Source organism: Prevotella sp. MGM1, assembly GCF_002933775.1.
GTDB lineage: Bacteria > Bacteroidota > Bacteroidia > Bacteroidales > Bacteroidaceae > Prevotella.
The window spans coordinates 1-26,689 of sequence record NZ_BEWV01000197.1 but is presented as its reverse complement, the minus strand read 5'-3'; the positions used below and the strand labels follow the sequence as shown (position 1 = coordinate 26,689).

Here is a 26,689-nt window from a genome sequence, read left to right as displayed (position 1 = left end):
GAGCATCTGCCTTACAAGCAGAGGGTCGGGGGTTCGAATCCCTCAGCGCCCACAAAGCGATCCGCAATCATTGCCGATGATTGCGGATTATTCTTTTACGGCCATCCCGACAGAATTGCTTTACACAATAATTATGGATCAGCGGATTTTCCGGGTCAGTAGAAAATTAGTGGGGATAAAATTTTCATCCATTTTAAATTGCCCTGTCGATACTACACTTTTGCAAAATAAAAAAAATGGCACAAATACAGGCAACCGCATACAACGTGATACACATATAAATGAAACTCCATGGTATGCAGCTCTCTTGCAGAAAGAATCTTTTATTATGATGTGTGCCACAAACTATTGACAGATATCCGGATACCCATGGTAAATATAACGGACTTTTGTAAACATTACCGACAATATCGGCAAGTATGATTTATAAATACAAAAATAGCACGATCCTGTCAAAATAAATACACAACAGACGACACACATCTACCCTACTCATACTGAATGCCGCAGGCATACATCACCTGGCATGCCATCACCGGCATCATCGCCACCTAAGCGTTCTCTTCGGCTGCCTCCTTGGCTCGCCGCTCCTCGTCTATCTCTTGAAAATCCTTCTTGCGCAGCTCGAAATCACGTCCGAGATATTTCTCTCTGACGATGCTGTTGGCCGCCAGTTCTTCCGGACTTCCTTGAAATAGTATCCGCCCCTCGAACAACAGATATGCCCTGTCGGTGATATTTAGCGTTTCCTGCACATTATGGTCTGTTATCAGAATGCCGATATTCCTGTATTTCAATTGCCATACGATATGCTGTATGTCTTCCACGGCAATCGGGTCTACACCCGCAAACGGTTCGTCGAGCATGATAAACTTAGGGTCAATAGCCAGGCAGCGCGCTATCTCGGTACGCCGCCGCTCACCTCCAGAAAGGCGGTCGCCTGTATTCTTACGTACCTTCTGCAAACGGAACTCCTTTATCAGACTTTCCAATTTAGCAAGTTGATAGTCTCTCGGCTTGCCCGTCATTTCGAGCACCGAAAGTATGTTGTCCTCCACCGACATCTTGCGGAATACGCTGGCTTCCTGCGCCAAATATCCTATACCTGCACGCGCCCGCTTATATACCGGATAGTCGGTTATATCGGTGTCATCAAGATATATGTGTCCCCCGTTCGGAACGATGAGTCCGGTAGTCATGTAGAAAGACGTGGTCTTTCCCGCACCGTTAGGTCCGAGCAACCCCACAATCTCGCCCTGCTTCACGTTTATAGACACATCGTTGACAACGGTGCGCTTGCCATATCGCTTGACGAGGCTTTCGGCACGTAGCGTCATGCCTCCTGCCGCGCCGTTAACGGTTTCCATATTCTTGCTGTCGTCCATAAGGCATATCGTATTTATCGCTGCAAAAATACATCAAAAAAGTGAGATACTGAATAAATCTCATAAAAAAGCGGAAAAAGATTTAGAAACGACGGCTTAGCGAACCGGCCTGCCATAGTTTTTCGTATCTTCGCATCATCTCCCTGTATCCGAAGCCGACGGCCGACATGCAGACAGGAGATAATGTCTAACTAATTTATGAAAGGATAACATTATGGACTATTCAAGAAAAACAACAATCGCGGACTACCCTGAAATGAACCAGGGCCTGCCCATCCAACAAGTGATAACGGATGGAGAGAACCCCACGGAGAAAGAAGTGAGGGATGCCGCAAGAGAAATGAGTGTAGACCCCGAAACCGATGACCGGGGATGATGCCCAATCTCTTTAAAATGATTTTGCCGGCAGGCGGTATTACTTCCGTCTGCCGGCAAAATTCGTAATACGGATGAAACGCACGTTAAATAGAATGTAATATCAGCCGTGAGATCCAAAAAACTTTTATCCGAAGTAGGGTTTTTAGAGTATTTTGGTTATTTTTGCAGACATAAAAATGATTGACAAATGCTATTGTTCAAATATCTAAACACATTGGGACGCTATCTCATGCTGATGGGACGCACATTCCAGCGGCCAGAGCGCATGCGTATGTTCTTCAAGGAGTATGTCAAAGAAATGTCGCAACTGGGAGTCAACTCCATCGGTATCGTTCTGCTCATATCGTTTTTCATCGGTGCCGTCATCTGCATACAGATGAAGCTAAACATACAAAGCCCTTGGATGCCGCGTTGGGTGACTGGGTATACCACACGCGAGATCATGCTGCTCGAATTCTCCTCGTCCATCATGTGTCTAATCCTCGCGGGAAAGGTCGGTTCCAACATAGCATCGGAAATCGGCACGATGAGGGTTACCCAACAGATAGACGCCCTTGACATAATGGGAGTAAACTCGGCGTGCTACCTCATACTGCCAAAGATTCTCGGTCTGATAACGATTATGCCCTTTCTCGTAATTTTCAGTTCGGCCACAGGCATACTCGGCGCATACGCTACGGCATACGTGGGGCATGTGCTCAGTCCTGAAGATCTGACACTCGGCCTGCAGCATTCTTTCAATTCCTGGTTCGTGTGGATGAGCATCATCAAAAGCATATTCTTCGCTTTTATCATATCGAGCGTACCGTCGTTTTTCGGCTATACGGTAGATGGCGGCTCGGTAAATGTGGGAAAGGCCAGCACGGATGCCGTGGTCAGCAGCAGCGTACTGATTCTCTGCTCAGACGTATTCCTCACCCAACTGCTGTCGTAAGCAGCGGAAGCAAGCACTGAAAAGACCGTCATAAAGCGGAAAGACATAGGCAATAAAATAAGGAAAAGCCGGAAAATAATCAGTAAAACAGCGGAAAGAAATCCGCAAAGCACCGGTAAAGAAGCTTCCATCGGCAATCAAGCCAATTAAAATACATGCCAATGAGACCGCAATAAACCAGATGAAGAAAGCGAGGAGTTTGATATTTACGTGAATGCCGGATGCATAAGTAACGTGTAAAAAAGCAAAGAAGCTATAAACTATGATTGAAATAAAAAATCTCTGTAAGCAGTTTGAGGACAGACAGGTGTTAAAAGACATCAGTGCGGTGTTTGAAAACGGGAAGACAAACCTTATCATCGGACAGAGCGGAAGCGGAAAGACCGTACTGATGAAAAATCTCGTGGGTCTTCTCGACCCTACGAGCGGGGAAGTTTTGTATGACGGGCGCGACTTCGTGGCTATGTCTAAGAAAGAGAAGATCATGCTGCGCCGCGAGATGGGCATGATTTTCCAAAGTGCGGCATTATTTGACTCGCTAACCGTTCTGGAAAACGTAATGTTCCCACTCGACATGTTCTCGAACATGAACCTTAAAGAGAGAATCAAGCGCGCACGTACATGCCTCGACAGGGTAAACCTATCCGAGGCTGAAAGCAAGTATCCGGGAGAGATTTCGGGAGGTATGCAAAAGCGCGTGGCGATAGCGAGAGCCATTGCGCTGAATCCCAAATACCTTTTCTGTGATGAACCGAATTCAGGACTCGACCCCAAGACATCGCTCGTGATAGACGACCTGCTGAGAGGCATTACGCAAGAATTTAACATCACGACAATCATAAATACACACGACATGAACTCGGTGATGGGCATCGGCGACAATATCCTATATATATATGAAGGCCGCAAGGAATGGCAGGGTCACAGTAAAGACATCATGGACTCTGACAATCAAAAGCTCACGGATTTCATCTTTGCGAGCGATTTATTGAAAAAAATGCGTAAAGCGGTGACCGGTAAACAATAGTTTGACATACTGCCGAAACAACAGTAACGACCTTTACGCATATCTACAGGCAACAAGAAAAACACACCTGCACTCCTCTTGCTTCTGCAAAAGAAAATAAATAAAAGGCCAGATACTGTAAACATAATACAAATTATGAAGTATTTTTACATACTTGAATAACTTTTAAAATAAAAATCATTACCTTTGCCCATCAACTCTAATCAGGAATGAAAAGATTTTTTACTATTATCATATTAATATCTACTGCCATAATAGCCGTAAACGCACAAAGCAACCTGTATAAAATAGACGACAGGCTGTACGACATGTATAAGGAAGCCGAAGCCAATGTGCACAACGCCGAAGGTTTGAGGCTGAGTAAGAAAATGTTTGACGAAGCCGTAAAAAACGGAGATAAAAAAGCACAGTGTATCGCACTTGCGGTACAAGTAAAGCACTACGGCATAGACGCGAAAAACAAAAGCCTGTTCGACAAGACGGTGGAAAACATGAAACAGTTGGCCAAAGTTTTCGGATACACGCAATACTATTATTTCGCCCTGAGGATGGATATACTTCACGACATCGCGCAAAACAGGATGTTTCAGGCACTTCGGAAAGCGGAGACCATGCACAAGGAAGCCATCAGTGACAACAACAGTTACGGTATATATTACAGTTTGAAAAATCTCGGTAATATATACAGCCACCGCAGAAACAACAAACTGGCCCTCGAATCATTCAAAAAAGCGTTCGATTACCACGTGGCAAACCTGCCCGATCAGGATCTTGGCGATATAACAAGACCTTATACGGAATGTCTTATAAAAGAGAAATACTATTCGGAAGCTGAGAATATATGTACCCGAACCATTAAGGAAACCAAATCGGACGACAGCAAACTGCTGGCAATGTTCGACAGGGCAAAGATCTATTTTCTCCAAAAAGACAAGCGTAAGTTCGACAAGGAATACTCCAATATCACGGCACGGCAAAACAAGCTCACACTCGCCAAAAACTACACAGGCAAGGCAAACGAGTTGGAAGCATACAGGAACCTGCTCGAAGGAAATACGGATGAAGCCTTGAAATATGCCGAGAGAATATCAAGACCCGATGTAAAACTTAACATGCTTCTTGAAATAAGCAAGCAGAGAAACGACTGGAAACAAGCATACAAATACCATACGAGGCTGAACAGATTCAACGACTCGACATTCTACACCATACACGACAACGATATCGCCGAGATCAACGCGCAAATGGGATACGACAAGTTGCAGAACGAGAAGATGAAAGTGGAGATGCAAAACGCGATGTTCGAGCAACAAAGACTACAACAAAAGATTCTCGCAGAGAAAGAGCATGCTGAAAAACAAAAAATAATGCTTGAAAACGCAGAGTTGGAGGCTCAGAAGATGAAAGCCAACATCAGCATGCATGAAAGCGAGAAGGTGATGCACCAGATGTTCAACGAACAGCAGATAATGAAATTCGAGGCCGACAAAAACCGTACAAGGACGAAAGTTCTATTATCCGGTGTGGCCATAATGATACTTATCGTATTCATTATATATCTGTTAAACCGCAAGCGGCTGAGAGAAAAGACACTGAAAGTGCTGCAAGCTAAAAACAACGAGCTTGTAATAGCACGCAACGAGGCCGAAACGGCAAACAACATGAAGACCAAGTTCATACAGAACATGAGCCATGAGATACGCACTCCGCTAAACAGCATAGTGGGATTCTCGCAACTTCTGTTACAACAGGAAATGGAACTTTCAGATAAAGAGAAAGCCAAATTCGGTGTCATCATAAACAACAACACGGAGCTGTTGATGACACTAATCAACGACATACTGAAAATATCTGAGTTGGAGAGCAACAACTACCAGTTGACATTCGCCAAGCACAAATGCAATGAGATGATGGCAATGGCTGTCAATACAGTGATACACCGTAAACCGGAGAACGTGAAACTGTATTCCACGTCGGAGGTAGACGATGATTATGAGTTTGTCACAGATGCGAAACGACTTGACCAAGTATTCATCAACATGCTCACAAACGCAGAGAAATACACTGAACAAGGCGAAATAAGATTGCACTGCTCCACAACAGAAAATCCAGGCAAGCTTACATTCTCTGTCACAGACACCGGAGTGGGCATTCCTCCGGAAGAAGCCGAGACCATATTCGACAGGTTCAAGAAACTCGATGACTTCAAGCAAGGAGTGGGTCTGGGCCTGAATATCTGCCGGTTAATCGCCGAAAAACTGTCGGGAGAAATATTTGTAGACACCGCCTATACCCAAGGGGCACGCTTCGTGCTTGTCCTTCCCACGGACATCCAACCTACAGCGATGCCAGCAAACTAACGAAAAGCACACCAATCGCATACGATAATAACCTATAATGGCACGGCTTCTTGCCGTGCCATTATAGGTTATTATCAATACCCGTTTCAATACAATACTTCTTTTTATATTAAATCATATTATTTCACTATGCGTAACCAAACCCTACATAACATATTGTAATAATGGTAAAAAGGCTACAGCATACAGAACTTTTATCCGTATATTTGCAATCGTTATCAACTAACAATTACATCATTATGAAAAAGAGATACACATATTTATTTGCGGCAGTATTGTCGCTGGCATGCGCCACTCCGTCTGAGGCATGCACCGGTATCACATTAAAGACAGCCGACGGCAACACCGTCGTGGCCCGCACGATAGAATGGAACGGCAATGACCTGAACAGCCGGATTATAGTGGTGCCGAGAAAACACAAACAGAACGCAATAACACCGTCCGGAAAGAAAGAAGGTATGACAATCGAGGCCAAATACGGATACGTGGGCATGGCCGTCGAGATGGAGGAGTTTGTCGTTGAAGGAATAAACGAGGCCGGACTGTCGGCCGGACTGTTCTATTTCCCGAAATACGGTAAGTATGAATAATATGACCCGCGACACAAATCAATGTCTGTCGGCGATCTTCAACTCGTGCCGTGGATCCTCGGCAACTTCAAGACCATCGATGAAATGAAAACAGCGATAGCCAAAATACATATTGTAACGATAGACAGCAGAGCGTCTACAGCCCACTGGCGCATCATAGACAGCAGCGGACGTCAGGTCGTTCTGGAAATAACCGACGGCAAACCTGCATTCCATGAAAACACACTCGGTGTGCTGACAAACGCGCCCGGCTTCGAGTGGCACATGACAAATCTCAACAACTACATCAATCTGTTTCCCGGCACGGTAAAATCAAAGTATCTCGGCGAGACGGAACTGAACTCCACAGGAGCCGGAAGCGGTCTCCTCGGACTTCCGGGAGATTTCACACCGCCTTCACGCTTCATCAGGGCCGCATACTTCCAGACCACGGCGCCAAGACAAGCGACAGCGGAAAAGACAATAACACAATGCTTCCACATATTAAACAACTTTGATGTGCCGATAGGAACTGAAAGCGAACACAACGTCACACCGCCGGATATTCCAAGCGCCACACAGTGGACCGCAGCAACAGACATCAGCGGGCGAAAGATATACTACCGCACGATGTACAACAGCGACATACGTTGTATCGACCTCAACAAGATTGATTTCGTCAGAACAAAATATCACTCTGCGCCTCTCGACAAGCAGAAAGAACAGCATTTTGTCACGGTTGACATAAGATAAACCAATCGAATACGCATGAATAAACAAAGTCACGGAGATAGAGAGGGAAGCGTTCTACGCCCATCAGCCTCTGTATCTCCGTGGCTTAATTATTTTGTCTGATATCAAAAACGTTTGTTTACAGCCCCAGACAAGTGAAAAAACAGTTTTGACATACCAATTTCTCTTATATCGGAAAACATCCCATCATACACCGTTCACAACGTGTATACCAAATAAATGGCGATCATTTCATACGCCATTCCGAAGGCCTCACCTCCAACATCGGCACGACAACCTCTTCACGCAGACTGTCGGCGAAAGACAACAGCAAAAAAACATTGGTGTGACCGGCAACCGAATCTGTGCTTGCACCAACCACCGACACTCCCGTTATGCCGCCATGCTCATCTTTCTGTCGGGCCATGAACTGCCTGGCATTGGTGAGCAACTGCTCGCGGTAACCCTCGGGCAGGCTGTCGGCCATGTTCACACCCGACAGATAGGCTTCATACTCACCTGATATAAGGTGCTCGTAATAGCCCTTGGCACTGACAGCGGCCAACTCTTGCGGTGATACTTCACCGCCACACGACACAAAAAGCACAACGACTGCCATCTGCAACAATATAGCGGCCTTTGCCATAAATCGCCTGAAAGATGTCAATGTCATGTTCAAGACCCGTTAAGCGGTTTTACTTCTGACGGATGAAGATGTTTATCGGAGTACCCGTAAGCGTCCAGTTCTCACGTATCTTATTTTCAAGGAAACGCCTATAAGGCTCCTTGATATACTGAGGCAGATTGGCATAGAACACGAAAGAAGGTATCTGCGTGTTCGGCAACTGCGTGCAGTATTTTATCTTTATATATTTACCTTTTATCGATGGCGGCGGGAATGCTTCTATGAGAGGTAACATCACCTCGTTGAGTTTCGACGTGCCGATTTTGGCCTTGCGGTTCAGATAGACATCCTTTGCAGTCTCAAGCACCTTGAATATACGTTGCTTGGTGATTGCCGAGGCAAAGATTATAGGGAAATCGACAAACGGAGCCATGCGCTTCCGTATGGCGTTCTCGAAAGTGTCTATCACCTTCTGGGTCTTATCCTCCACAAGGTCCCACTTGTTCACCACCACAACGAGGCTCTTGTTGTTCTTCTGTATGAGCTGGAAGATGTTCATGTCCTGAGCCTCTATGCCGCGAGTGGCGTCTATCATCAGCACACACACGTCGCTGTTCTCTATAGCCCGGATAGAACGCATCACACTGTAAAACTCCAAATCCTCCGTGACCTTGTTCTTACGGCGTATACCTGCCGTATCCACGAGATAGAAATCGAAGCCGAACTTATCGTAACGGGTATATATGCTGTCGCGCGTGGTGCCCGCAATCTCGGTTACTATGTTGCGGTCCTCACCTATGAAAGCGTTGATTATGCTGCTCTTGCCGGCATTCGGCCTTCCGACGATGGCAAACCGGGGAATGCCCTCTTCGAGCAACTCACTGTTGTCTGACTTCAACTTGCCCACGACCATGTCGAGCAGGTCGCCCGTACCGCTACCCGTAGCGGCACTTATGCAGAACGGCTCACCCAGACCGAGCGAGTAAAACTCGGCCGCATAATACTGCATATCGTTATTGTCCGTCTTGTTTGCCACGAGAATTACCGGCAGTTTGGTACGGCGCAGAATCATCGCCACATCCTCGTCCCAGTCTGTCACGCCGTTCATCACGTCCACAAGAAAGAGCACGAGATCGGCCTCCTCCGTGGCTATTATCACCTGCTTGCGTATCTCTTCCTCGAAGATATCGTCTGAATTAACCACCCATCCGCCGGTATCTACTACTGAAAACTCCCGTCCGTTCCACTCGCACTTGCCATACTGGCGGTCGCGTGTCGTTCCGGCCTCATCGCTGACAATGGCCTGGCGCGACTTGGTCAGACGGTTGAAAAGTGTCGACTTTCCCACATTGGGGCGTCCTACTATTGCTACTAAATTTGCCATGCTATCACTTTTTATACCCTATATACTTTCCTCACTCCGATATATACCCCAATTTTTCCATACCGTGCCTTACTAATCCGGATTATACCCGAAACTGTCAAGCTCGCGCTTCGAACTGCGCCAGTCCTTATCCACTTTGACGAACACTTCAAGGAAAATGCTCTTGCCAAAGAACCGTTCGAGGGCCTTACGGCTCTCGCTGCTCACTTTTTTCAACGCCACACCCTGATGACCGATGATTATGCCTTTCTGCGAGTCGCGTTCCACATAGATCACCACGTTGATGTGTATACGGCGGTCGTCTTCCTTGAACTGTTCCACACGCACTTCCACCGAGTAAGGTATCTCTTTGTCGTAATAGAGCAATATTTTCTCGCGGATAATCTCGCTTACGAAGAAACGCGCCGGCTTGTCTGTGAGCTGATCCTTGCCGAAATACGGCGGACTGTCTGGCAACAGTTCCTTTATGCGGCGCAACAGGATGTCCACCCCGAACTTGTTCAGAGCTGAGATAGGCAGAATCTCTGCGTTGGGCAACAGGCTGTGCCAACGCTCCACCGTGTCGCCAAGCGTCTTCTGGTCGCTCTGGTCTATCTTGTTGATAAGCAACAGAACAGGCACTTTCATGCGCGACACCTTGTCGAGAAAGTCCTTGTTCTTCTCGGGATTTTCCACCACGTCGGTGACATACAACAGCACGTCGGCGTCTTGCAGGGCCGACTCGGAGAAAGCGAGCATCGACTCCTGCAACTTATAATTGGGTTTGAGCACGCCCGGAGTGTCGGAAAACACTATCTGCATGTCGTCCGTATTGACTATGCCCATTATGCGGTGGCGCGTTGTCTGCGCCTTGAAAGTGGCTATCGATATTCGCTCACCCACAAGCTGGTTCATCAGCGTCGACTTGCCCACGTTGGGATTTCCCACAATATTCACGAATCCTGCCTTATGCATATATACGATGTTATGATGAGGGAGAAAAAAAACGCACCTTAATCATAGTTAGGATGCGTTTTCTTTATGATGTATTGTTGTTGTTATTATTTCGCTCCCGCTACCGACGCGCCGTCGTAAGCCCACTTGTAGTATGACGCACCATGTACAAACCCGGCTCCGAAAGCCGTGAATATAAGGTTGTCTCCTTTCTTGAGCTTGCTCTCGTTGTCCCACAGCGCCAGCGGTATGGTGGCGGCACTGGTGTTACCGTAATGCTCGATGTTCACCATAACCTGCTCCATAGACAGGTCGAGACGCTTGGCCACGGCCTCGATGATGCGCATGTTTGCCTGATGGGGCACCACGTAAGCGATGTTGCTCTTGTCGAGGTTGTTTCGCTCCGCTATGAGGGCACAGTCGTCGCTCATGCTCGTAACTGCATAGCGGAACACCGTGCGACCCTCTTGATAGAGGTAGTGCAGACGGTGGTCTACGGTGAAGTGCGACGGCGGGCAGACTGAGCCTCCCGCTTTCAGGTGCAGGAAAGGCAGACCCTTTCCGTCCGTGCGGAAGTGCGAGTCCATCACTCCGATATTCTGCTCTGTGGTGGCCTCCACAAGCACAGCGGCCGCTCCGTCTCCGAAAAGCGCGCATGTACTGCGGTCTTTATAGTCTACCACCGACGACATCTTGTCGGCTCCGATTACAATTATTTTCTTGTACCGGCCGCTTTGTATCATCGTTGCCGCCGTGTCGAGAGTGTAGAGAAATCCGCAGCATGCGGCCCACATGTCGAACGCAAAGGCGTTCTTCAATCCCAACTTGCCCAGCACGATTGAAGCGGTGGACGGGAACTTGTAATCGGCAGTAGATGTGGTCACTATGAGAGCATCGATGGTGTCGGGATCCACGCCGGTCTTCCGGAGAAGATCTTTTGCCGCCTTGCGCGCCATGTATGACGTGCCGAGGCCTTCCTCGGTGAGTATACGCCGCTCCTTGATGCCGACACGCGTCATAATCCACTCGTCATTGGTGTCTACCATTCTCGACAGTTCCTCATTGTTGAGGATATAGTCGGGAACGTAGCCGCCGATACCGGTGATTATCGCGTTTATCTTTTCCATTATTCAGCCACTTCGTCCTTAACGATAGCTACCTTGCCTCTGTAATAACCGCAAGTGGGGCATACTGTGTGGTATACGTAGTAAGCGCCGCAGTTGGGGCATACTGCCAGTGTGGGAGCTACTGCCTTGTCATGGGTTCTTCTTTTAAGTGTACGAGTCTTCGACTGTCTTCTTTTAGGATGTGCCATAATTCTTTAATTTTAATCTTTTGGTTCTTTAATCTTCAATAGTCCACTCCATCGCGGATCCATAGGCTTATCTGCCTCCCCTTCACTACTTCGGGTAGCTGAGTGCTCTGCGAGCGTCTCTATCATGTCACGGTTACATTTTCCAGGTGCATGCACGTGCTTGATGGGGATGCTTAAAGCTATAAATTCGTAGATGAACCACGCCGTGTCGAGAACACCGTCGTCCTCGGGCACCGTCACGAGGTCATCGTCTTCCGAGTATTCGTCGCCGAACTTAACCGCCATGCGGTTGTCTGTAACTATCGCCTGTGGCATGTCATCGAGACAGCGGTCACACTGCACCATCACCTCGCCCGATATATGAAAGCTCAAATCGAAGCAACTGTCAGCGACCCGCCTTACAAGCAGGTCGACAGCCACATCGCCTTTCCTGACCTCGGGGGCGTCTATCGCCTCGAAGTAGCTGTCGTCCAGGGCAAACGAGATGCGTGTCTCGTCGTCTTTCAACCCCTTCAAATCAATCTTAAAAGGTTGTAAACCGCACATTTACAATAGATACAATATTGTTTCGGGCGGCAAAGTTACAAATATTTTTTCATTCGGGCAACAAGAGAGACGCTTTTTTAAAGACTGTCACATGCTTTTTTCGTTTTCGACAACAATATCAAATCAAATAAAAATCAATAAAACGAATTACTTGTCTCTCAGTTTTCTCATCTCCCTTTTGGATATATTCATGAAGCCACTATGTCGCCCAACGGCGGAAACGTGTTGCAACCTGCGACTGATCACTATAGCCCAAAGCAATAACCATATCAAGGTTGTAATGGTCTATGCCTCTTTTACCAGCCGATTACCCTCTTGGCGAACTAACAAGAATTTCTTGTGAGTTGCTTCTGCATTCAATTCGCCATCCTTATAGATATTATCGATATGTTAACTTATGTTTTGCTGCGTAGTACAATATATATCTGCCAACTGATTCTGTGTCAGCCACAAATCCTCATCGGCAAAGCGTACCGACACACGGGTTATCTCATCATCGTCCTGATAGAGTATTATCTTGTTTGCTTCGTTCATAACTTCTCTTATATTTTTCGCCGTATAGCCAAATATTATATATTGAGTTCTATTTTTGAAGTTTATCTTATAACGACACGTTGAGTGCTTTATCTGTTTGGTTTTATATTTTCTTCGGATATACCTTATCTACATTCTCTATAAGTTTGCCAACAAACGTATTTGCTTCCTTTATCAAATTTGTTATATCCTCCAATGTTATATTTACTAATTCCATTCTATCTATATTTGAGAAATAAAATCTGTGCACAATATTGTTTCGCTTATCAAGACATACTCTGAGTTTCTTATAATCGGGAATTTCTATACTAATTATCTTCATAAACATATCTTCAACTTTATCAAATCGATGATATACTACCCCTTTAAAGAAGAAATTATGCACCTGCCTTTCTATATCAGAAACTTCTTTTGTGAATTTGCGCAAGGTTTTATAATAAGTAACAGCATTCTCATAAACTTTTTCATTCGAATATATCATACAGAGAATGAAATCAGAAAGGAATAATTCCAATATGCAGAAAACATCAGTATATAAACCGTTGTAAAATGTTTGTTCTATTTCTTTAGGGGCCTCACACTTCAATAAATTCAATATTTTTGCAATATTTTCTTTATAATACTCCCATGCTGCGCCATATCCCGGATAACAAGATATATTTCCTGTACTATCTATGGCTATTCCTTTTTCCGTAAAATATATAGCATAAGGAACAGCTCTTCTATTTTCATTTAAAACTAAATTACTAATTACAGTATGAGTCTTTCTGTCATAAGAATAACTATCATTTGTTATAGATGAACCCATATCACAACAAGTCCAACCTTGTGCATAATGTACCTTTGCATTGGCTACAATTTCTCCTTTAACTTCTATTATATAGTTTTTCATACAAACATTATTATATCAAACTTTTATTTTCCAAAATTTATACTGGTTTTATCATCGACTCTATAAATGTAATTTCATCATCATTTAAATTGTATTTCTTATACAATTCCGCATCTGTCCATGACTTGGAGAAATCCTGCATAGGTACAAACGAATACGCCTTTTGCATCGCATTTTGTGTTATTTTAACGATTGAGACTAATAGATGAAATAATTTAGTCTGCATATAAGAGACTACATTTTCCGCTACTTGTTTGCTTTCATATGGACCTATAACTAAATAAGTCTCTGTACAACAAGACCCTGGCTCTACAATAAATGGCGTTATCCAATCAACTTTAGAATTTCCTACGCCCCAAGCTTTGGGTATTAATACTTTATAATAATCTATCCATTCAACATTCTTTCTAACAGTTTCTCGTTTAATATAACCGACTCCATTCTTACGCCATCCATTATAATAAAACTCTATACTATCATTAAATGGAGCAAGGCTGAAATCAGGCTTCACTCGTTTATAGCTATTATTCTCCCTAATATCATAACCAAATGGATCATTTGGACTGATTATATCAGAGAATCTTTGTTCATTTAGTTTCTGTACTTTTCGTAAAATATCAATAATCTTACTATCTCTTATAAATACCTCTGCATTCTGCTCACGCATCGGACGCTCTACCACATTAATATTATTACCATTATGAGTTACAACCGTACATAAACCGTCCTCATGACGATTCCTTAAGAAATAGCTGACCCCACCTTTTATTTCAACACCTGGGAAACAATCAGATGCATCAGGATAGTCATGCAGAATTCTTAAATGATTATCATTCAACATATTATCCCTAAATTCATCCAATCCACGACCTCCTGTAAACCAACGAGAAGGGGTAATAATACAAATATATTGAGTAGATAAATTACGTGCTATATCAACAAAATAGTTATAAATAGCAGGTGCACTTGAGCCCATTCCTCCTCCATCATTTCTTTGATACGGCGGATTGCCGATAATTGTATCAAATCTCATATTTCTTAATTTCTTTATTATCTTTTCGTTGTTTTTTCCGATTAAATCATACGAGTTAAAATCGGAGAAGATGTTTTCAATAGGCATCTCAAGCATGGCGTAAATCTTGCGCGTAAATTCGTATGCCAATGTAGATGTCGGAATTGCATATATTCTTGTTTTTACTTTCTCGCCAAACCTCTTATATAAAGCTATGGAGAATTCTCCCTGTTTAGACGCTATATCAAGGAATTTAACATCTTCTTTGTTATCCAATTCTTCAAACGGTAGAATTTCAACCATCTCATCTGCCACCTTTGCAGGCGTGACAATCTCAGAATCAGAAAAGCGCCCGAATTTGCTCATGGCAACCTCTACACGTTCAATAGGCTGAAGAGCTGCATCGCGTATTAAATCGTTTGTATTCTCTATTTTATAATCGAGTTTCTGCAAGATAAACGGATTACTCTTTTGCTGAATTGTAGTCAAGACCTTTATATTCAAACCAAGATTCTTAGCAATACGTCGATTATCTTCCGTTGCCGGAATTGCAGATATAATCTCTTCCAACGACTTTACAGTAGATTCCGTCAAAAAGGCAAAGAAGAGAACACGAGCATAATAGGCTGCTAACCGTTTTCCCAATTTATCGTTTTCAACTTCTTGCGGATATTCGGGTTGTGGATTATCGTTGGTTTCCAGTTTCGCATCACCTTTTTGTTGCCCAGCCGGCTCATCAGGATTATCATAATCATCTCCCTCACCCTCTGACGGCTTTATTTGCAAACCGCTTTTATCATCAATCGGGGCAATCCCTTGAATAACTTTTAGTATTTCGGTATCACTCAAAAGGATACTATCTGCCGGTATATCCGACGCTTCATCCTTTATGCTACGATTACGAGAATATTCACGTACGGCATCGGTAATATTAGTCGGCGTTACTTTCTGTAATTTATTCTTATTCAGTACAATGATAGGTGAGACAGACAATTCTTTTGCTATGCGTTCTTTCAACTGTACATTTCCCTGAACTTCCGTATTGACATTGTATAGCTGAGACTTCAACTCCTGCAAACGAAACATGCGGTTCGGATTGAAGTCAACCAACAACGTCTGCGACTTCATATTGTATTTAATGATATTGCCGCTTCCGTCTTTAAAAGTCTTCACATATTGATTCTGCAATCGGAATATCGCCTGATCGTATTCTTGCGGAGAAGCTGTATCTTTGAGATAAATCATTGTATCCCACTGCGGAACAGTCGTACCTGTCAGCATGCGGTTAACGGTCAAAGTCAATGTCTTGCGATTCTTTTCCTCACAAACCTTGATAGTCCGCTTCACATCATCTGTTTGTTTATACTTCTTTATATCGTCAAAGCCTGCTATATTAATAATCTCATATTCGTTCAGATTCTTAAAACGCTTTTTCTCCCGACAAATCAATGCGGCCATAGCATCACAAGAAGAGCGGAAAGGTAATACCATGACGATATGCCGACACATCTTTCCATCTTTAATTTTATTGTAATCAAGAAATCCAAGCAAGTTCTCATCCTCTTTCGAGCCGTCTATTACTTCCAGTAAATCCAATATCTCAGCCTCGTGTATGAATTGCCGGTGACTACCGTTAGCATCAGAAGCAATCGAATGTGGACGAAATAATTCGGAAAATGCGTATGTAATGCCGCTTTTACGTAATTCTTCCATCTTTTTTATTGATGAAGCATTCGGATTGAATGCGAAACGTATCATTTCCGGAAAGCCATAGTATGGATTATCCCATTCGTTGCACTCATCTTCTTTCAGATGCTCTTCATCCCATTGCTTTTGAGCGTCAATAATATCAGTGAACTGCACAAAGGCGATAATATCCTCTTTCTGAAATTCATCTCCCATCAGAATCCGATATGGCGTGCCGGAAAGATGTATCTTGATTTTCGCTTTCAATATTTTTACGGCGTCTTCAACCTTATCAAGCGTTTCAAAGCCTTCGACATTCTTCAATTCGCTGTCTATTTCACTCTTTTTGATTTTTTGCTCCTGCAACACTTTCCCGTATGAATCAGCACGGGCACCAAAATGCGTTTCATCTATAATGAGCAAATCTATCTGCCGCTCGAAAACCTCTTTGTGCTTCGCCTTGATTTTCTCGCCTTGCAAGTCCTGTAACGTTAAGAACAATGCCACTTTCTCCTCTACCGCGAGTGTATCTGCAATGATTGTCTCACAACTTCTCAACGATTTACTGTTCAAGAACTTGTAACCGGCAAAATAGACATGGCTCTCAACCGTCTTTTTCCATTCCTCTTCTACATCGGCTTTCGCAGAAACAATAACAACAACCTTAGCATCCATTTCTTTGGCACAGCACATTGCCGTAAATGATTTGCCGAACCGCATGACCGCATAAAGCAACAGATTTGTCCGCCCGGCAGCTACCGCCGCTTTAAAACTGTCTATAACCTGTTGCTGATTATCCCGTGGAGAATAACTTGCCGTCCTGTCATAAATTAATGTTTGCGGCAACCGATCGGGAGAATAAAACCGATATTTGCCGTCTTTATTAAGAGCACTTTGATGAATATCATATATTGCCTCGTCTAAATCTGCCGTTGTAGCTCCTTCAAAAAATTCCTTTGAATAGTAGGGCAAATCATGAAAAGTATCAGGTTGCAACCTACTTCTTCCTTTCTCTTGTTCCAAAAACGAGTGAACTGCATAATCCCGAAAAATAGTATTCTCATCTATCTGTGCCGAATGTTCGTACCGTTTTACCAAATTCGGGAATATTGTGCTCCATTCATCCAAACGCACCCGTACTCCTCGTGACGTATCACCGACTTTCAAATAGTTCGGTACGGTTTCAGTTGAAAACGCATAGATATGCGGTTCTACCCGTCCTACAATCAGACCGTCAAGAAGCGTTGTATCTAATTTTATATTTACGTCTGCCATATTATTTCCTTTCTTTTAATAACGAGACAAAGACTTCTTATTTTCAATTAACCCGTGTCCACAAAATGTCACTTTCGTGGACATATTCACAATGACGTGTCCATGAAATGCCACTTTCGTGGACACGTTCATATCAACATATACATAAAATCTAATTCTCGTGTACAGATTATCCGCTTATTGATTCTATTACCGGAGCATCTTCATCCAATTCAATGATTGATAAACAAATCTACCAACAGAATATTAATGTAATAGTTTTCTCTCCCTATTTTCTCTTTACGGAGAAGCCCGGATTCTACAATCATATCAAGGTACTTTGCTACAGTTTTTCTATTCAGCATCAAATCCCTTTCCATAAATTCTATTTTCGTATATGGGTGGAAGAAAAGATTGTTTATCAATTCATGTTTGTATTGCTTGCCGAATAAAGGACGCAAAACCGCTTTATAGTCATTCATCAACTTGGAAATACCTTTTACCAATCTAATCGTATCCACAGCCGTTTCCTCAACACCTTTCAGTATGTATAGTATCCATTCTTCCCATTCCTTTGCATTATTCATGCCTTTGTCACGTATGGCTTGAATGAGTCGATAGTACGTAGCTTTATGATGAGTAATATACCTGCTCAAATACAATATAGGCAGGTCGAGCAGGCCTGATGTAACCAGATATAAAACATTTATGATACGCCCTGTGCGTCCATTCCCGTCATAGAAAGGATGGATGCTTTCAAACTGATGATGAATAATCGCCATCTTTATGAGTGGGTCTAAATCGCATAATGCTTCATCATTGACAAACGTTTCCAAGTTTTGCATGTATTGTTCTATCTGTTCCTTATCTTGTGGAGGAGTATAAACAACACGACCATCTTCACGAATTAGCCGAGTACCGGGATTAGTTCTGAAACCGGCATTGTTGTGCACCAGCTCCGACTGTATTTGTTTTATAACGCCATTGGTCAACAACGGTGTTCTACGTACCATGGCAAACCCTCTACTTATCGCCTCGCGGTAAGCGAGCACTTCCTTTGTAGATGCATTGATAATTGTCTGTCTATAATCTAATCCCGCTTTATACAAATCATCTTGAGTTGTGACAATGTTTTCCACCTCAGAGCTATCCTTTGCTTCCTGCAATGTGAGCGTACTGATGAGTATCTGTTCATTTGGAATCGTTTGGGCAACACCTTTCAATTCCGCCAGTCTCCTATGGGAGTTGGTCAACTGCTTCAATATTTCCTTGGTTTCCAAATCATAAGGAAGCGGTAATGTTGGAATGGAGTATTCTCTCATATTGTGTTATGACATTTTATCTTTTAATTAAATCTACAAAACGTATTTTGTCTTTGGGTGATTTTGCCTCCCAATCCTTGATAATACAATAAACACCGTTGTGCTTGTGCATATTGCCGGTTCTGCAACCTTCGCAATGATTCATTTTCGGTTCGTCGAACAACGACTGTTCAACAGATGGTTTCAAGCCACAACTGTCGGGTACAACGCATTTAAGCCCATCCATCTGCCATAAGTTCCATGATATTATATAGGCAATATATAATAATGACTTCAACTGTGGAGCCTTGTTGAATTTTGCCTGATAATAATCTATGAATGTCATCAGCAGATTTTCGCGGGCTATCAGCAGGTTGTCACCCTGCCATTCATATCCGTATATATTCTGAAACGCCACTTGCGTCCATTTCAACCATTCGCCCGATGTTTCGGTATTCTCGCTCACGATGCGCAATTTGCGGTCAAGTAGACCTATGCGGTTTTCCAATGCGATGGGAAGGCCGGTTGTTGTATCATACCGGCTGACGAGATACGGAGCTTCGCCGCATGTTATTTCAAGCCGTGTGCTACGGACATAATCGCGCCATGTCTTACCCTCGGGAAATATGATTTTCTCCGTGCTTGTTGTCCATGTATGGTCATTGTTCTCGTGATTGAACACATCCTCACGCCCGAACCAGTCATGGTCGACCAGATTGTTTTGAGTATTGCAAATCCATGACGGGGTAAACACTTCTGCTTTCTCGCGACTGCGGTCCCGTTGCAAATCCCGCCTTTTTAATACACGCGGCATGATGACGTGGCCATTTTTTCCCGTAATAAGTTCGGGTCGGATAGGAGACTTGTATTCATACCCCTTACCAAGATATTCATAATCTGCCGTTGCCCATAATATATTTCGCTGATTATCAACCGTACTCATTGTATGATCTTTGAGTAAGGTATTGAATAAATCCGGTGAGATATCCAGTATATAATCTTCCAATATGTCTGTTTCGCTATGCCACATAAATATATATATTACCGGAGCTTATTATGTCTCCGCCGGTTCCACTTCGCAATATATAAGCATTGCCTTTATGTTCTATACAATTGTTTTCGCTCATAACTGTTATTCCTCCGCCTTTTTACAGGACTTTTTCTCTTCGTCGGACATGAAGTTACAACACTTTCACATCTGACGCAAAGTTAGTAATTTTATTTGTAATAGCAGTTATCCGTGAAAAACAATTGACACTACATAAAGAAATATCGGAAACAGGCAAACAAGCCGGCTACCGTCGCAAACAAATAAGTCATTAATTGCGGCGCAATTAATGACTTATTTGTTTGCGTTATAACGAGATATTAATTGACGTGTATTTCGGTGCATGTCACAACACATTTTGACGCTTATCGTAATACGACGGTAAAATAGCGCAAGCCACGGGCATATCAAACTGTTGTCGACGGCCCCCGACGGTATGATATTTTGTAATTATTTTATCACAAATTTAACACTTTATTTTTCATCGAAACAGAGTGGACAATGTGATATATATCGCGATAAGCGGCCGGCAGACAATCGGCCGATTTGCCAAAAACGTGCATTCAGCGGCTCGTTGGGTTGCATTATGCCGTCCGTTGCGCGGCGTTTAGATACTCGTTGGGAAGCAACGGGACGCTAAATGCAACCCAACGGGATACTAAACGGCCGGATCGGACTTTCCAAAACGAGGCTTTCCTGGCATCGCTCGAGACACAAAATAGATATACAACTGATTTACAGGCAATTACACAAACCATCCGAAAACTCGCGTATTTCCGGCCGCCGGACTTTTATTTTTAAACAAGTGAGTTTTGAAAAGCAATTTGTAAAGATAGTTCCGAACGGTCGGCAACGCACGACACCATCACCTCGCCCGAGATATGAAAGCTCAAATATAAGCAACTCTCGGCAGCCCGCCTCACGAACAGGTCGACAGCCACATCGCCCTTTCTCACCTCAAGAGCGTCCATCGCCTCGAAGTAGCTGTCGTCAAGGGCAAAAACGAGATGTGTGTATAGTCGTCTTTCAGCCCTTTCATATCAATCTTAAATGGCTGTAAACCGCATATTTACAACAGATACAATATTTCTTGGGCGGCAAAATTACAAATAGTCTCTATATTCATACAACAACAGGGAGCGTTTTTTAGTGGCGCTCCCTGTTGTTTAAAGGCGTAAGGACAACGGCCTGCGGCTATTTCTCGAGCGCATCGGCCGCTCTCAGTAGAAGGTCTTTCTCTATTTTCGCATCAGGCGAAGTCAGTTTCGCGGCTATCGCACGCAACTCTCCTGCACATGATTTGCGCATTTCAGCGTCTTTCACCGGACATTTCAAACTGCTTTTATATATCTCTGTCGGGAATACTGTAAGTTCTCCTTTATTGATTCTTTCCAGCGCCCTCTTCATGCTTTTGATATACATATTGAATGTATAAAGCCATTGGGTTTCCGCTTCCGTATCGCTTTCAAACGTGGAATGCGATGCCTTCTTTGGCTCCGGTTTGGCACCATAATCGGCAATCAACGACATTTCGGCTCCGCCATTGCCGTCTTCTTTCCACTCAATGGCATACACATGGCGGCGGTTGCGGGCCGTATCCTTCACATCAGGGAAGACCATCACCATATAACTGGATTTAGGGTCATTGCTCCCCACATTTATCTTCAAGTCGCCCGATCCGACGGAGATAACGGAATGCCGTGATTTGAGAGCGCCGGTACCTGATCGGGAGAATATCTTGGCGGCCGACTCACGGTCTTTGGCAAATTCTCTCTTTACATCATCAATCAGATTGACATCCTCCTTACCGAGCGAAAAAACGTATACATCCGTGGTGCTGTTCACCTCGCCCGTCGCTTTGTCTATGCCCTTCACGTGGTTTTCGCCCGTTATCAGGTCGACGCGCTTTTCCAGTCGCTTAAACGTCTCAACTATATTCTCCTGAGAGAAAACCGGCATGGCGCATACAGCGGCCATGCACAAGACTGCGATTTTTCTGATTTTCATAATTCTTCTTTTTATAATAGGTTATTAATTGAATATGTGTCACAATACAATAACAGCATCACGGGCGACGATTTTATAGTTATCGTCTTCATCGGTCACGAGTATATAGTTTGCATTTCTCTGCATCATAGCCTCATACGCCTGCAACATCACCTCATTGTTGTCTGCCCGTCGGACGGCCTCCATTGCGGCAAGACACTCCGCTTTCTCACGGGCATAAATCATTTCGGGAGTCATCTCTGCCGGCTTCTCCGAAGATGCGGCCGGTGTGCGGTCTGACATTGGCTTCTCATACGTCAGCCGGTTCTGTCCGGCTTTATTCTTTTTATTCATCCGTGGGTTACCGCCGGATTTTTCTGTGGCAGGCTTCTCCACACCGGTTACGGCAAGGCGATTGTCTAAGTCTGTCTCACGGGATTCCATTCCGGCAGTCGGAGCGCGGCCGGGACTGACCGCCGGCACATCTGCATTGCATGAAAGGCGCGGCTGCTCTTCACCGAAGCGGAACTGCCACCCCGCAACGGCGATACCGAAAAGCACCAGCACCACAGCGGCAGCCGTCAACAGGGAACGCACCGGCCATGCGATGCGCAGCGGCGGGCGCCTTTCGCGCATCCCGTCGTCAAAATATGAAAACATATCTTTATACGCCTTCCATTCCTCCGGTATGTCACGGGCTGTCCGGAAATAATCTCCCAGCACCTGCTCCTCATCCACTGTGGTATCTCCGGCCATAAACCTGTCTATCAGTATGGCGATGTACTCTTTTGAGTGATTTGTCCTCATTGTTCTACCTCCTTTCTTTCATTTTCTCAAGCAATATCTTTCTGGCCCGGGCAAGCAATGTACGCACCGACGATTCCTTTATACCGAGCCGGGCGGCAATCTCCGAACCACCGCATCTCTCCACCTGCCTCATATATAATATGGTGTGCCACGTCTCTGGAAGCCGGGCCAGTCGGGCGGCGAGCCACTCCTCATTGTCCTTGTCTTCGATATCCTCTAACGGGCCGTATGCGGTGCTCGCCAAGTCTGCCGGTACGGCATCCATTGATTCCGGCTGCCTGCGTCTGAAAGAGTTGAGCACCTGACGACGGGCGATAGTCATGGCCAAAGCCTCCGGCGAACGGAAGCGGTCGAGGTCGTCGCGCATCTGCCACATGCGCAGCATAACATCCTGCGCTATGTCTTCGGCATCAGCAATGTCGAGTCCGAACCGCCGTGCCTGCATGGCGGCCCTGTCGCGCAGGCGCCCGGCTATATGCTCAAATGATTTTTCGTCCATATCTTCAAAGCTGTTTACAATATAAAGACACACAAGAACATAACATGCAAACAGTCTTTAACATATATTAATCAATATACCGGATATCGGACTGAAAGAAGCGGCAAGGCTTTCACCATACAACCATCTATTTCTGAAGTTCTATCCTGAACGTAGTGCCTTTGCCAATCTCCGAGTTTTTCACGTATATACGCCCCTTGTGATATTCCTCTACTATGCGCTTGGCGAGCGAGAGGCCGAGGCCCCAGCCGCGTTTCTTGGTAGTGAAGCCCGGTGTGAACACGTTTTTTATGTCTTTGCGGCGTATGCCCTTTCCGTTGTCGGCCACCTCGATGACCACACGGTCGTGCTCGTCGAACATGGTGAGCGTTATCCGTCCGCGGCCTTCCATGGCGTCGACGGCGTTCTTGCAGAGGTTTTCTATCACCCACTCGAAGAGCGAGGCGTTCATCCTCACCCGTACGTCATGGTCGGGGAAGCGACGGACGATGTCGACACTGGCCGACGTCCGTCTTGCCATATAGTCGACAACATGGTCGAGCACCTCGTTCATGCTCGCGTCGACAGGCTCCGGCAGCGAACCGATTTTGGAGAAACGCTCGGCAATGCGTTCCAGACGGCGCACGTCTTTGTTCATCTCCGGAATAAGTTCATCGTCGGGATAGTTCTCGCGCAGTATCTCGACCCACGCCATGAGGCTCGAAATGGGAGTGCCGAGCTGGTGTGCCGTCTCCTTGGAAAGGCCCACCCACACCTTGTTCTGCTCGGCACGCTTTGAAGAAAGAAGTGCGAAGATAGCCACGACGACAAATATCAACACTATGCCCAACTGCACGTAAGGATACGAATAGAGGCGCTTGAGCATCGTCGACTCGTCGTAGCAAACGAGCTGGTAGTCTTTTCGGTCGGTACCGAAATCGACACGGATATACCGCCCGCTATTGTACATGCGGCGGCCGAGTTCGGCCACGTATGCAATGGAGTCGGCCTCGTTGCCGGCCTTGATATCGATGTTGCGATAGTCAGTGACCCGTCCGCCCGGATCCATCACTATCACGGGGATGGTGTTGTTGCCTTGTATGACGTTGAGCACAAGGGAGACATCGGTGTTCTCGTCGGCATTGTTCAACGCGTTCAATGCCTGCGCCCATATCTCCATCTTCGTGCGTTCCTCGTCAGACAGATCCCTGACCAGAAAATGAGACACCGCCAGCGACGCCACGGCTATCAACACGGCGGCAATCACCAGAATTATCTTCACCTGTCTGATACGGTCTGTCCACTGCATAACAATTCGGATAATATATTTTAAACGGTAAAGAGGCTGTTATATTGTACAATCATGGCGGAAAGAGGAATTCAACAAATCCTCTCTCCGCCATGATACCGGCCGGAACGATAGGCAAACGGTATATTCCGGCAACACTTTCATTTCAAATATGTCATGTAGAACCCGGCAATCTCGTCGAACGGAATGACATCTGTCTTGTCGTATAAATCGGTATGAACGGCTCCCGGAACGATGAGCAACCTCTTGTTGCCGCCTTTGAGCGACTTGAAAGTGTCTTCGCTGAAATAGCGCGAGTGCGCATTCTCGCCATGGACAAGAAGCACGGCGCTACGAATCTCGTCGGCATAGATCACCGTACGCCTGTAAGTGCCGGTATGAGCGTCCTCCGTGCGCTGAGCGCTAAGCCGGACACGCATTTCATGACGCGCGGAATCACTGTCGGAAGCATCGAAATATCCGGCCGACTGACAACGGCTGATATCGTACATCGTGGAAGCCACAGTAGCCTTGATACGTGTATCGACGGCAGCTGCATTGATCGAAAAACCGCCCCAGCCACAAATACCGAGTATCCCGATGCGCTCTTTATCCACATTATCCAGAGTGGTAAGAAAGTCCACCGCCGCACTGAAATCTTCTGTATTGATATCGGGAGAAGCCACACTGCGTGGTGTTCCGCCGCTCTCACCTGTGAACGACGGGTCAAAAGCGACAGTGATAAACCCTCGTTCTGCAAACTCCTGAGCATAAAGCCCGGAACACTGTTCCTTTACCGCTCCGAAAGGACCACAGACCGCTATTGCCGCAAGACGGCCTTCCGCACTCTTAGGCACGTACATGTCTGCCGCAAGCATTATTCCGAAACGGTTTACAAACGTAACCTTACTGTGGTTTACCTTGTCGCTCTTCGGAAAAGTCTTATCCCATTCCTCTGTCAGATTTAACTTTGCCGTATTGTCCGTCTCCGGAATTCTGTTTGTCTGCGCCACAACGCAAGTAGCGGCGGATATCAGACATGTCACAACGATTGTCTTAATACTCATAATAGATTTTCTTGATTTCATTATTAAAATACGATATTGGCACAACAGGCCGTAAACCGTTCTATCCACCGCAAAATTACAGCAATGCTCGAAAATATGCCGTGGACAATTGCCCGAATAAACAACCAAGATTACCGATTATGAATATCCCATATATTATTATATAATTAAATCTCATGAGTATTGTGCCTGCAGCCACAGATTATGTTATTTCGTCTTACACAAAACGTGAGCATGGCAAAAGACCGGTTATGCCGATATAAACAATTGCCGCTTCATACAATAAAAGTAAAGTCCATTACGCCGGTCGGCGTAACGAACTTCACGGTTCACATTGTGTCAACCATATCATAATACCAACGGACATGTATAACTGAAGAATAGACACATTACTCCATGAAGATGAGAAAGCGGGTAATTATGTGATAAATACCAGCTTCTTTTAAGACAACGACGGTACGGCAATAACAGCCATGTTACAATTTCTTGATGATTGGCCTGAAAAAAGCAACAAACCTATCCGTATATGTCTTTAACCAATCAAACAGTTCGGGCTGGACAGACTTATCCGTATAGTCACACTGCTTATATAAATCTATCGTCGATGTCTTCTTTCCGTCAAGCCTTCTCCAATCCAAAGCATGTCCAATAGCAGCTTCCGCTTTATAGGAAAGCAATCTGTCGAAACTCTTTTTATCCATGTCGCCACCCAAGTAAAGCTGAACGGTGATCTTCCGCTCTTTTGCATTCAAAAGCAGTGAGATCTGAAACTTGGAACGGCCGATGGCTATATTCATCCAATGGCTGTATGAAGGGGATTGGGTTCTGAATTTATCGGATGGATTAGCTACCATATACTCACAGAAAGATGACCAAAACTCATATCGTGCCATCTCCGAATCCGTTCTATTATCCGAAGACGCCTGACTTGAAGAGCTTCTAACATCCTTGCTCCATCCATTGGGTTTAGCTATGACATTGAAAACCGGCGCGGCCGGACTATGGTCTATCTTTATCAATTGAATCTCATATGCGTAAGCCCCATATGTCTATCGGGTGACCCACAAAGGCCGCCACCTGACGGAACGCATGACGCCGGGACACAAAAAAAAGTTCCCCCGGACACCATGACGTGTCCGGGGGAACGA

General features: G+C 45.0%; 23 protein-coding genes and 2 pseudogenes. 6 read left to right on the top strand and 19 right to left on the bottom strand.

What is annotated here, in order from left to right; genetic code table 11:
* Positions 1–352, top strand: a 352-nt coding sequence (locus tag MoGM_RS13330) for a hypothetical protein (protein ID WP_233210206.1), incomplete at its 5' end; no start/stop codon positions are given.
* Between the two features lie 199 nt (positions 353–551).
* Here the strand turns inward: MoGM_RS13330 and lptB are convergent.
* The gene (lptB, locus tag MoGM_RS07535) at positions 552–1,385 is read right to left on the bottom strand and encodes an LPS export ABC transporter ATP-binding protein (protein WP_233210205.1); all 834 of its coding nucleotides are present in this window, start codon (positions 1,383–1,385) and stop codon (positions 552–554) included.
* Positions 1,386–1,599: 214 nt separating this feature from the next.
* On the opposite strand from lptB, the gene MoGM_RS13060 reads away from it, so the two are divergent.
* The 5 genes and pseudogenes from MoGM_RS13060 (at position 1,600) to MoGM_RS07515 (ending at position 7,406) form a co-directional block, all read left to right on the top strand.
* Positions 1,600–1,761 carry a hypothetical protein gene (locus tag MoGM_RS13060; RefSeq protein ID WP_158249578.1) on the top strand — a complete coding sequence of 54 codons (162 nt, stop codon included), beginning with the start codon at positions 1,600–1,602 and terminating at the stop codon, positions 1,759–1,761.
* Between the two features lie 189 nt (positions 1,762–1,950).
* Positions 1,951–2,697 (top strand): ABC transporter permease, encoded by a 747-nt coding sequence (locus MoGM_RS07530; protein WP_104369469.1) that lies wholly within the window; start codon positions 1,951–1,953, stop codon positions 2,695–2,697.
* Between the two features lie 262 nt (positions 2,698–2,959).
* Positions 2,960–3,724 carry an ABC transporter ATP-binding protein gene (locus tag MoGM_RS07525; protein ID WP_104369468.1) on the top strand — a complete coding sequence of 255 codons (765 nt, stop codon included), beginning with the start codon at positions 2,960–2,962 and terminating at the stop codon, positions 3,722–3,724.
* A gap of 209 nt (positions 3,725–3,933) precedes the next feature.
* Positions 3,934–6,084: a sensor histidine kinase KdpD gene (locus MoGM_RS07520; RefSeq protein WP_104369467.1), complete on the top strand. Its 2,151-nt coding sequence runs from the start codon at positions 3,934–3,936 to the stop codon at positions 6,082–6,084.
* A 239-nt stretch (positions 6,085–6,323) separates the two neighbouring features.
* Positions 6,324–7,406: pseudogene (locus MoGM_RS07515) on the top strand (linear amide C-N hydrolase).
* A gap of 226 nt (positions 7,407–7,632) precedes the next feature.
* Here MoGM_RS07515 and MoGM_RS07510 read toward each other — a convergent pair.
* The 18 genes and pseudogenes from MoGM_RS07510 to MoGM_RS07430 all read right to left on the bottom strand — a co-directional run bounded on the left by MoGM_RS07510 (position 7,633) and on the right by MoGM_RS07430 (position 26,560).
* Entirely contained in the window at positions 7,633–8,058 is a 426-nt protein-coding gene (locus tag MoGM_RS07510; protein WP_146078688.1) for a hypothetical protein, read from the bottom strand.
* Between the two features lie 22 nt (positions 8,059–8,080).
* Positions 8,081–9,394: a ribosome biogenesis GTPase Der gene (der, locus tag MoGM_RS07505; protein ID WP_104369465.1), complete on the bottom strand. Its 1,314-nt coding sequence runs from the start codon at positions 9,392–9,394 to the stop codon at positions 8,081–8,083.
* Between the two features lie 72 nt (positions 9,395–9,466).
* Positions 9,467–10,348: a GTPase Era gene (era, locus tag MoGM_RS07500; RefSeq protein ID WP_104369464.1), complete on the bottom strand. Its 882-nt coding sequence runs from the start codon at positions 10,346–10,348 to the stop codon at positions 9,467–9,469.
* A gap of 86 nt (positions 10,349–10,434) precedes the next feature.
* Positions 10,435–11,454, bottom strand: coding sequence for a beta-ketoacyl-ACP synthase III (locus MoGM_RS07495; RefSeq protein ID WP_104369463.1), 1,020 nt, complete (start codon positions 11,452–11,454; stop codon positions 10,435–10,437).
* Positions 11,454–11,642, bottom strand: coding sequence for a 50S ribosomal protein L32 (gene rpmF, locus MoGM_RS07490; RefSeq protein ID WP_104369462.1), 189 nt, complete (start codon positions 11,640–11,642; stop codon positions 11,454–11,456). The genes MoGM_RS07495 and rpmF overlap by 1 nt, the downstream gene beginning before the upstream one ends.
* Positions 11,643–11,654: 12 nt before the next feature.
* Positions 11,655–12,158 carry a DUF177 domain-containing protein gene (locus tag MoGM_RS07485; RefSeq protein WP_371410515.1) on the bottom strand — a complete coding sequence of 168 codons (504 nt, stop codon included), beginning with the start codon at positions 12,156–12,158 and terminating at the stop codon, positions 11,655–11,657.
* 232 nt (positions 12,159–12,390) lie between these two features.
* A pseudogene (gene rhuM, locus MoGM_RS07480) lies at positions 12,391–12,722 on the bottom strand (RhuM family protein); the annotation flags it as partial.
* Positions 12,723–12,825: 103 nt separating this feature from the next.
* Positions 12,826–13,614, bottom strand: coding sequence for a hypothetical protein (locus MoGM_RS07475; protein WP_104369460.1), 789 nt, complete (start codon positions 13,612–13,614; stop codon positions 12,826–12,828).
* A gap of 37 nt (positions 13,615–13,651) precedes the next feature.
* Positions 13,652–17,587 (bottom strand): Eco57I restriction-modification methylase domain-containing protein, encoded by a 3,936-nt coding sequence (locus MoGM_RS07470; protein WP_233210203.1) that lies wholly within the window; start codon positions 17,585–17,587, stop codon positions 13,652–13,654.
* A gap of 212 nt (positions 17,588–17,799) precedes the next feature.
* Positions 17,800–18,888, bottom strand: a complete 1,089-nt coding sequence (locus MoGM_RS07465; RefSeq protein ID WP_104369459.1) for a Fic family protein — start codon at positions 18,886–18,888, stop codon at positions 17,800–17,802.
* 16 nt (positions 18,889–18,904) lie between these two features.
* Positions 18,905–19,897 (bottom strand): restriction endonuclease subunit M, encoded by a 993-nt coding sequence (locus MoGM_RS07460; protein WP_104369458.1) that lies wholly within the window; start codon positions 19,895–19,897, stop codon positions 18,905–18,907.
* A gap of 815 nt (positions 19,898–20,712) precedes the next feature.
* A complete protein-coding gene (locus MoGM_RS13055; RefSeq protein WP_158249577.1) occupies positions 20,713–20,886 on the bottom strand; it encodes a hypothetical protein in 174 nt (57 codons plus the stop codon).
* 223 nt (positions 20,887–21,109) lie between these two features.
* Entirely contained in the window at positions 21,110–21,922 is an 813-nt protein-coding gene (locus tag MoGM_RS07455; RefSeq protein WP_146078687.1) for a hypothetical protein, read from the bottom strand.
* A gap of 39 nt (positions 21,923–21,961) precedes the next feature.
* Complete coding sequence (locus tag MoGM_RS07450; RefSeq protein ID WP_104369456.1) at positions 21,962–22,708, bottom strand: hypothetical protein; 747 nt, start codon at positions 22,706–22,708, stop codon at positions 21,962–21,964.
* Between the two features lie 4 nt (positions 22,709–22,712).
* Complete coding sequence (locus MoGM_RS07445) at positions 22,713–23,207, bottom strand: RNA polymerase sigma factor (RefSeq protein ID WP_146078686.1); 495 nt, start codon at positions 23,205–23,207, stop codon at positions 22,713–22,715.
* Between the two features lie 127 nt (positions 23,208–23,334).
* Entirely contained in the window at positions 23,335–24,495 is a 1,161-nt protein-coding gene (locus MoGM_RS07440) for a PAS domain-containing sensor histidine kinase (protein WP_104369454.1), read from the bottom strand.
* A gap of 140 nt (positions 24,496–24,635) precedes the next feature.
* Positions 24,636–25,541, bottom strand: a complete 906-nt coding sequence (locus MoGM_RS07435; RefSeq protein ID WP_104369453.1) for an alpha/beta hydrolase — start codon at positions 25,539–25,541, stop codon at positions 24,636–24,638.
* Between the two features lie 476 nt (positions 25,542–26,017).
* On the bottom strand, positions 26,018–26,560 hold the full coding sequence (locus MoGM_RS07430) for a DUF4268 domain-containing protein (RefSeq protein WP_104369452.1): 543 nt from the start codon (positions 26,558–26,560) through the stop codon (positions 26,018–26,020).
* Between the last annotated feature and the right edge of the window lie 129 nt (positions 26,561–26,689).

What these genes read in the sequence shown, in the direction of transcription:
- MoGM_RS07525 (WP_104369468.1), top strand. Translation starts at nt 2,960, where the DNA reads ATGATTGAAATAAAAAATCTCTGTAAGCAGTTTGAGGACAGACAGGTG.
- MoGM_RS07510 (WP_146078688.1), bottom strand. Translation starts at nt 8,058, where the DNA reads ATGACATTGACATCTTTCAGGCGATTTATGGCAAAGGCCGCTATATTG.
- MoGM_RS07530 (WP_104369469.1), top strand. Translation starts at nt 1,951, where the DNA reads ATGCTATTGTTCAAATATCTAAACACATTGGGACGCTATCTCATGCTG.
- rpmF (WP_104369462.1), bottom strand. Translation starts at nt 11,642, where the DNA reads ATGGCACATCCTAAAAGAAGACAGTCGAAGACTCGTACACTTAAAAGA.
- MoGM_RS07455 (WP_146078687.1), bottom strand. Translation starts at nt 21,922, where the DNA reads ATGAAAATCAGAAAAATCGCAGTCTTGTGCATGGCCGCTGTATGCGCC.
- MoGM_RS07465 (WP_104369459.1), bottom strand. Translation starts at nt 18,888, where the DNA reads ATGAGAGAATACTCCATTCCAACATTACCGCTTCCTTATGATTTGGAA.
- MoGM_RS07460 (WP_104369458.1), bottom strand. Translation starts at nt 19,897, where the DNA reads ATGTGGCATAGCGAAACAGACATATTGGAAGATTATATACTGGATATC.
- MoGM_RS13055 (WP_158249577.1), bottom strand. Translation starts at nt 20,886, where the DNA reads ATGGACGCTCTTGAGGTGAGAAAGGGCGATGTGGCTGTCGACCTGTTC.
- MoGM_RS07475 (WP_104369460.1), bottom strand. Translation starts at nt 13,614, where the DNA reads ATGAAAAACTATATAATAGAAGTTAAAGGAGAAATTGTAGCCAATGCA.
- der (WP_104369465.1), bottom strand. Translation starts at nt 9,394, where the DNA reads ATGGCAAATTTAGTAGCAATAGTAGGACGCCCCAATGTGGGAAAGTCG.
- era (WP_104369464.1), bottom strand. Translation starts at nt 10,348, where the DNA reads ATGCATAAGGCAGGATTCGTGAATATTGTGGGAAATCCCAACGTGGGC.
- MoGM_RS13060 (WP_158249578.1), top strand. Translation starts at nt 1,600, where the DNA reads ATGGACTATTCAAGAAAAACAACAATCGCGGACTACCCTGAAATGAAC.
- lptB (WP_233210205.1), bottom strand. Translation starts at nt 1,385, where the DNA reads ATGGACGACAGCAAGAATATGGAAACCGTTAACGGCGCGGCAGGAGGC.
- MoGM_RS07435 (WP_104369453.1), bottom strand. Translation starts at nt 25,541, where the DNA reads ATGAGTATTAAGACAATCGTTGTGACATGTCTGATATCCGCCGCTACT.
- MoGM_RS07495 (WP_104369463.1), bottom strand. Translation starts at nt 11,454, where the DNA reads ATGGAAAAGATAAACGCGATAATCACCGGTATCGGCGGCTACGTTCCC.
- MoGM_RS07450 (WP_104369456.1), bottom strand. Translation starts at nt 22,708, where the DNA reads ATGAGGACAAATCACTCAAAAGAGTACATCGCCATACTGATAGACAGG.
- MoGM_RS07445 (WP_146078686.1), bottom strand. Translation starts at nt 23,207, where the DNA reads ATGGACGAAAAATCATTTGAGCATATAGCCGGGCGCCTGCGCGACAGG.
- MoGM_RS07440 (WP_104369454.1), bottom strand. Translation starts at nt 24,495, where the DNA reads ATGCAGTGGACAGACCGTATCAGACAGGTGAAGATAATTCTGGTGATT.
- MoGM_RS07470 (WP_233210203.1), bottom strand. Translation starts at nt 17,587, where the DNA reads ATGGCAGACGTAAATATAAAATTAGATACAACGCTTCTTGACGGTCTG.
- MoGM_RS07520 (WP_104369467.1), top strand. Translation starts at nt 3,934, where the DNA reads ATGAAAAGATTTTTTACTATTATCATATTAATATCTACTGCCATAATA.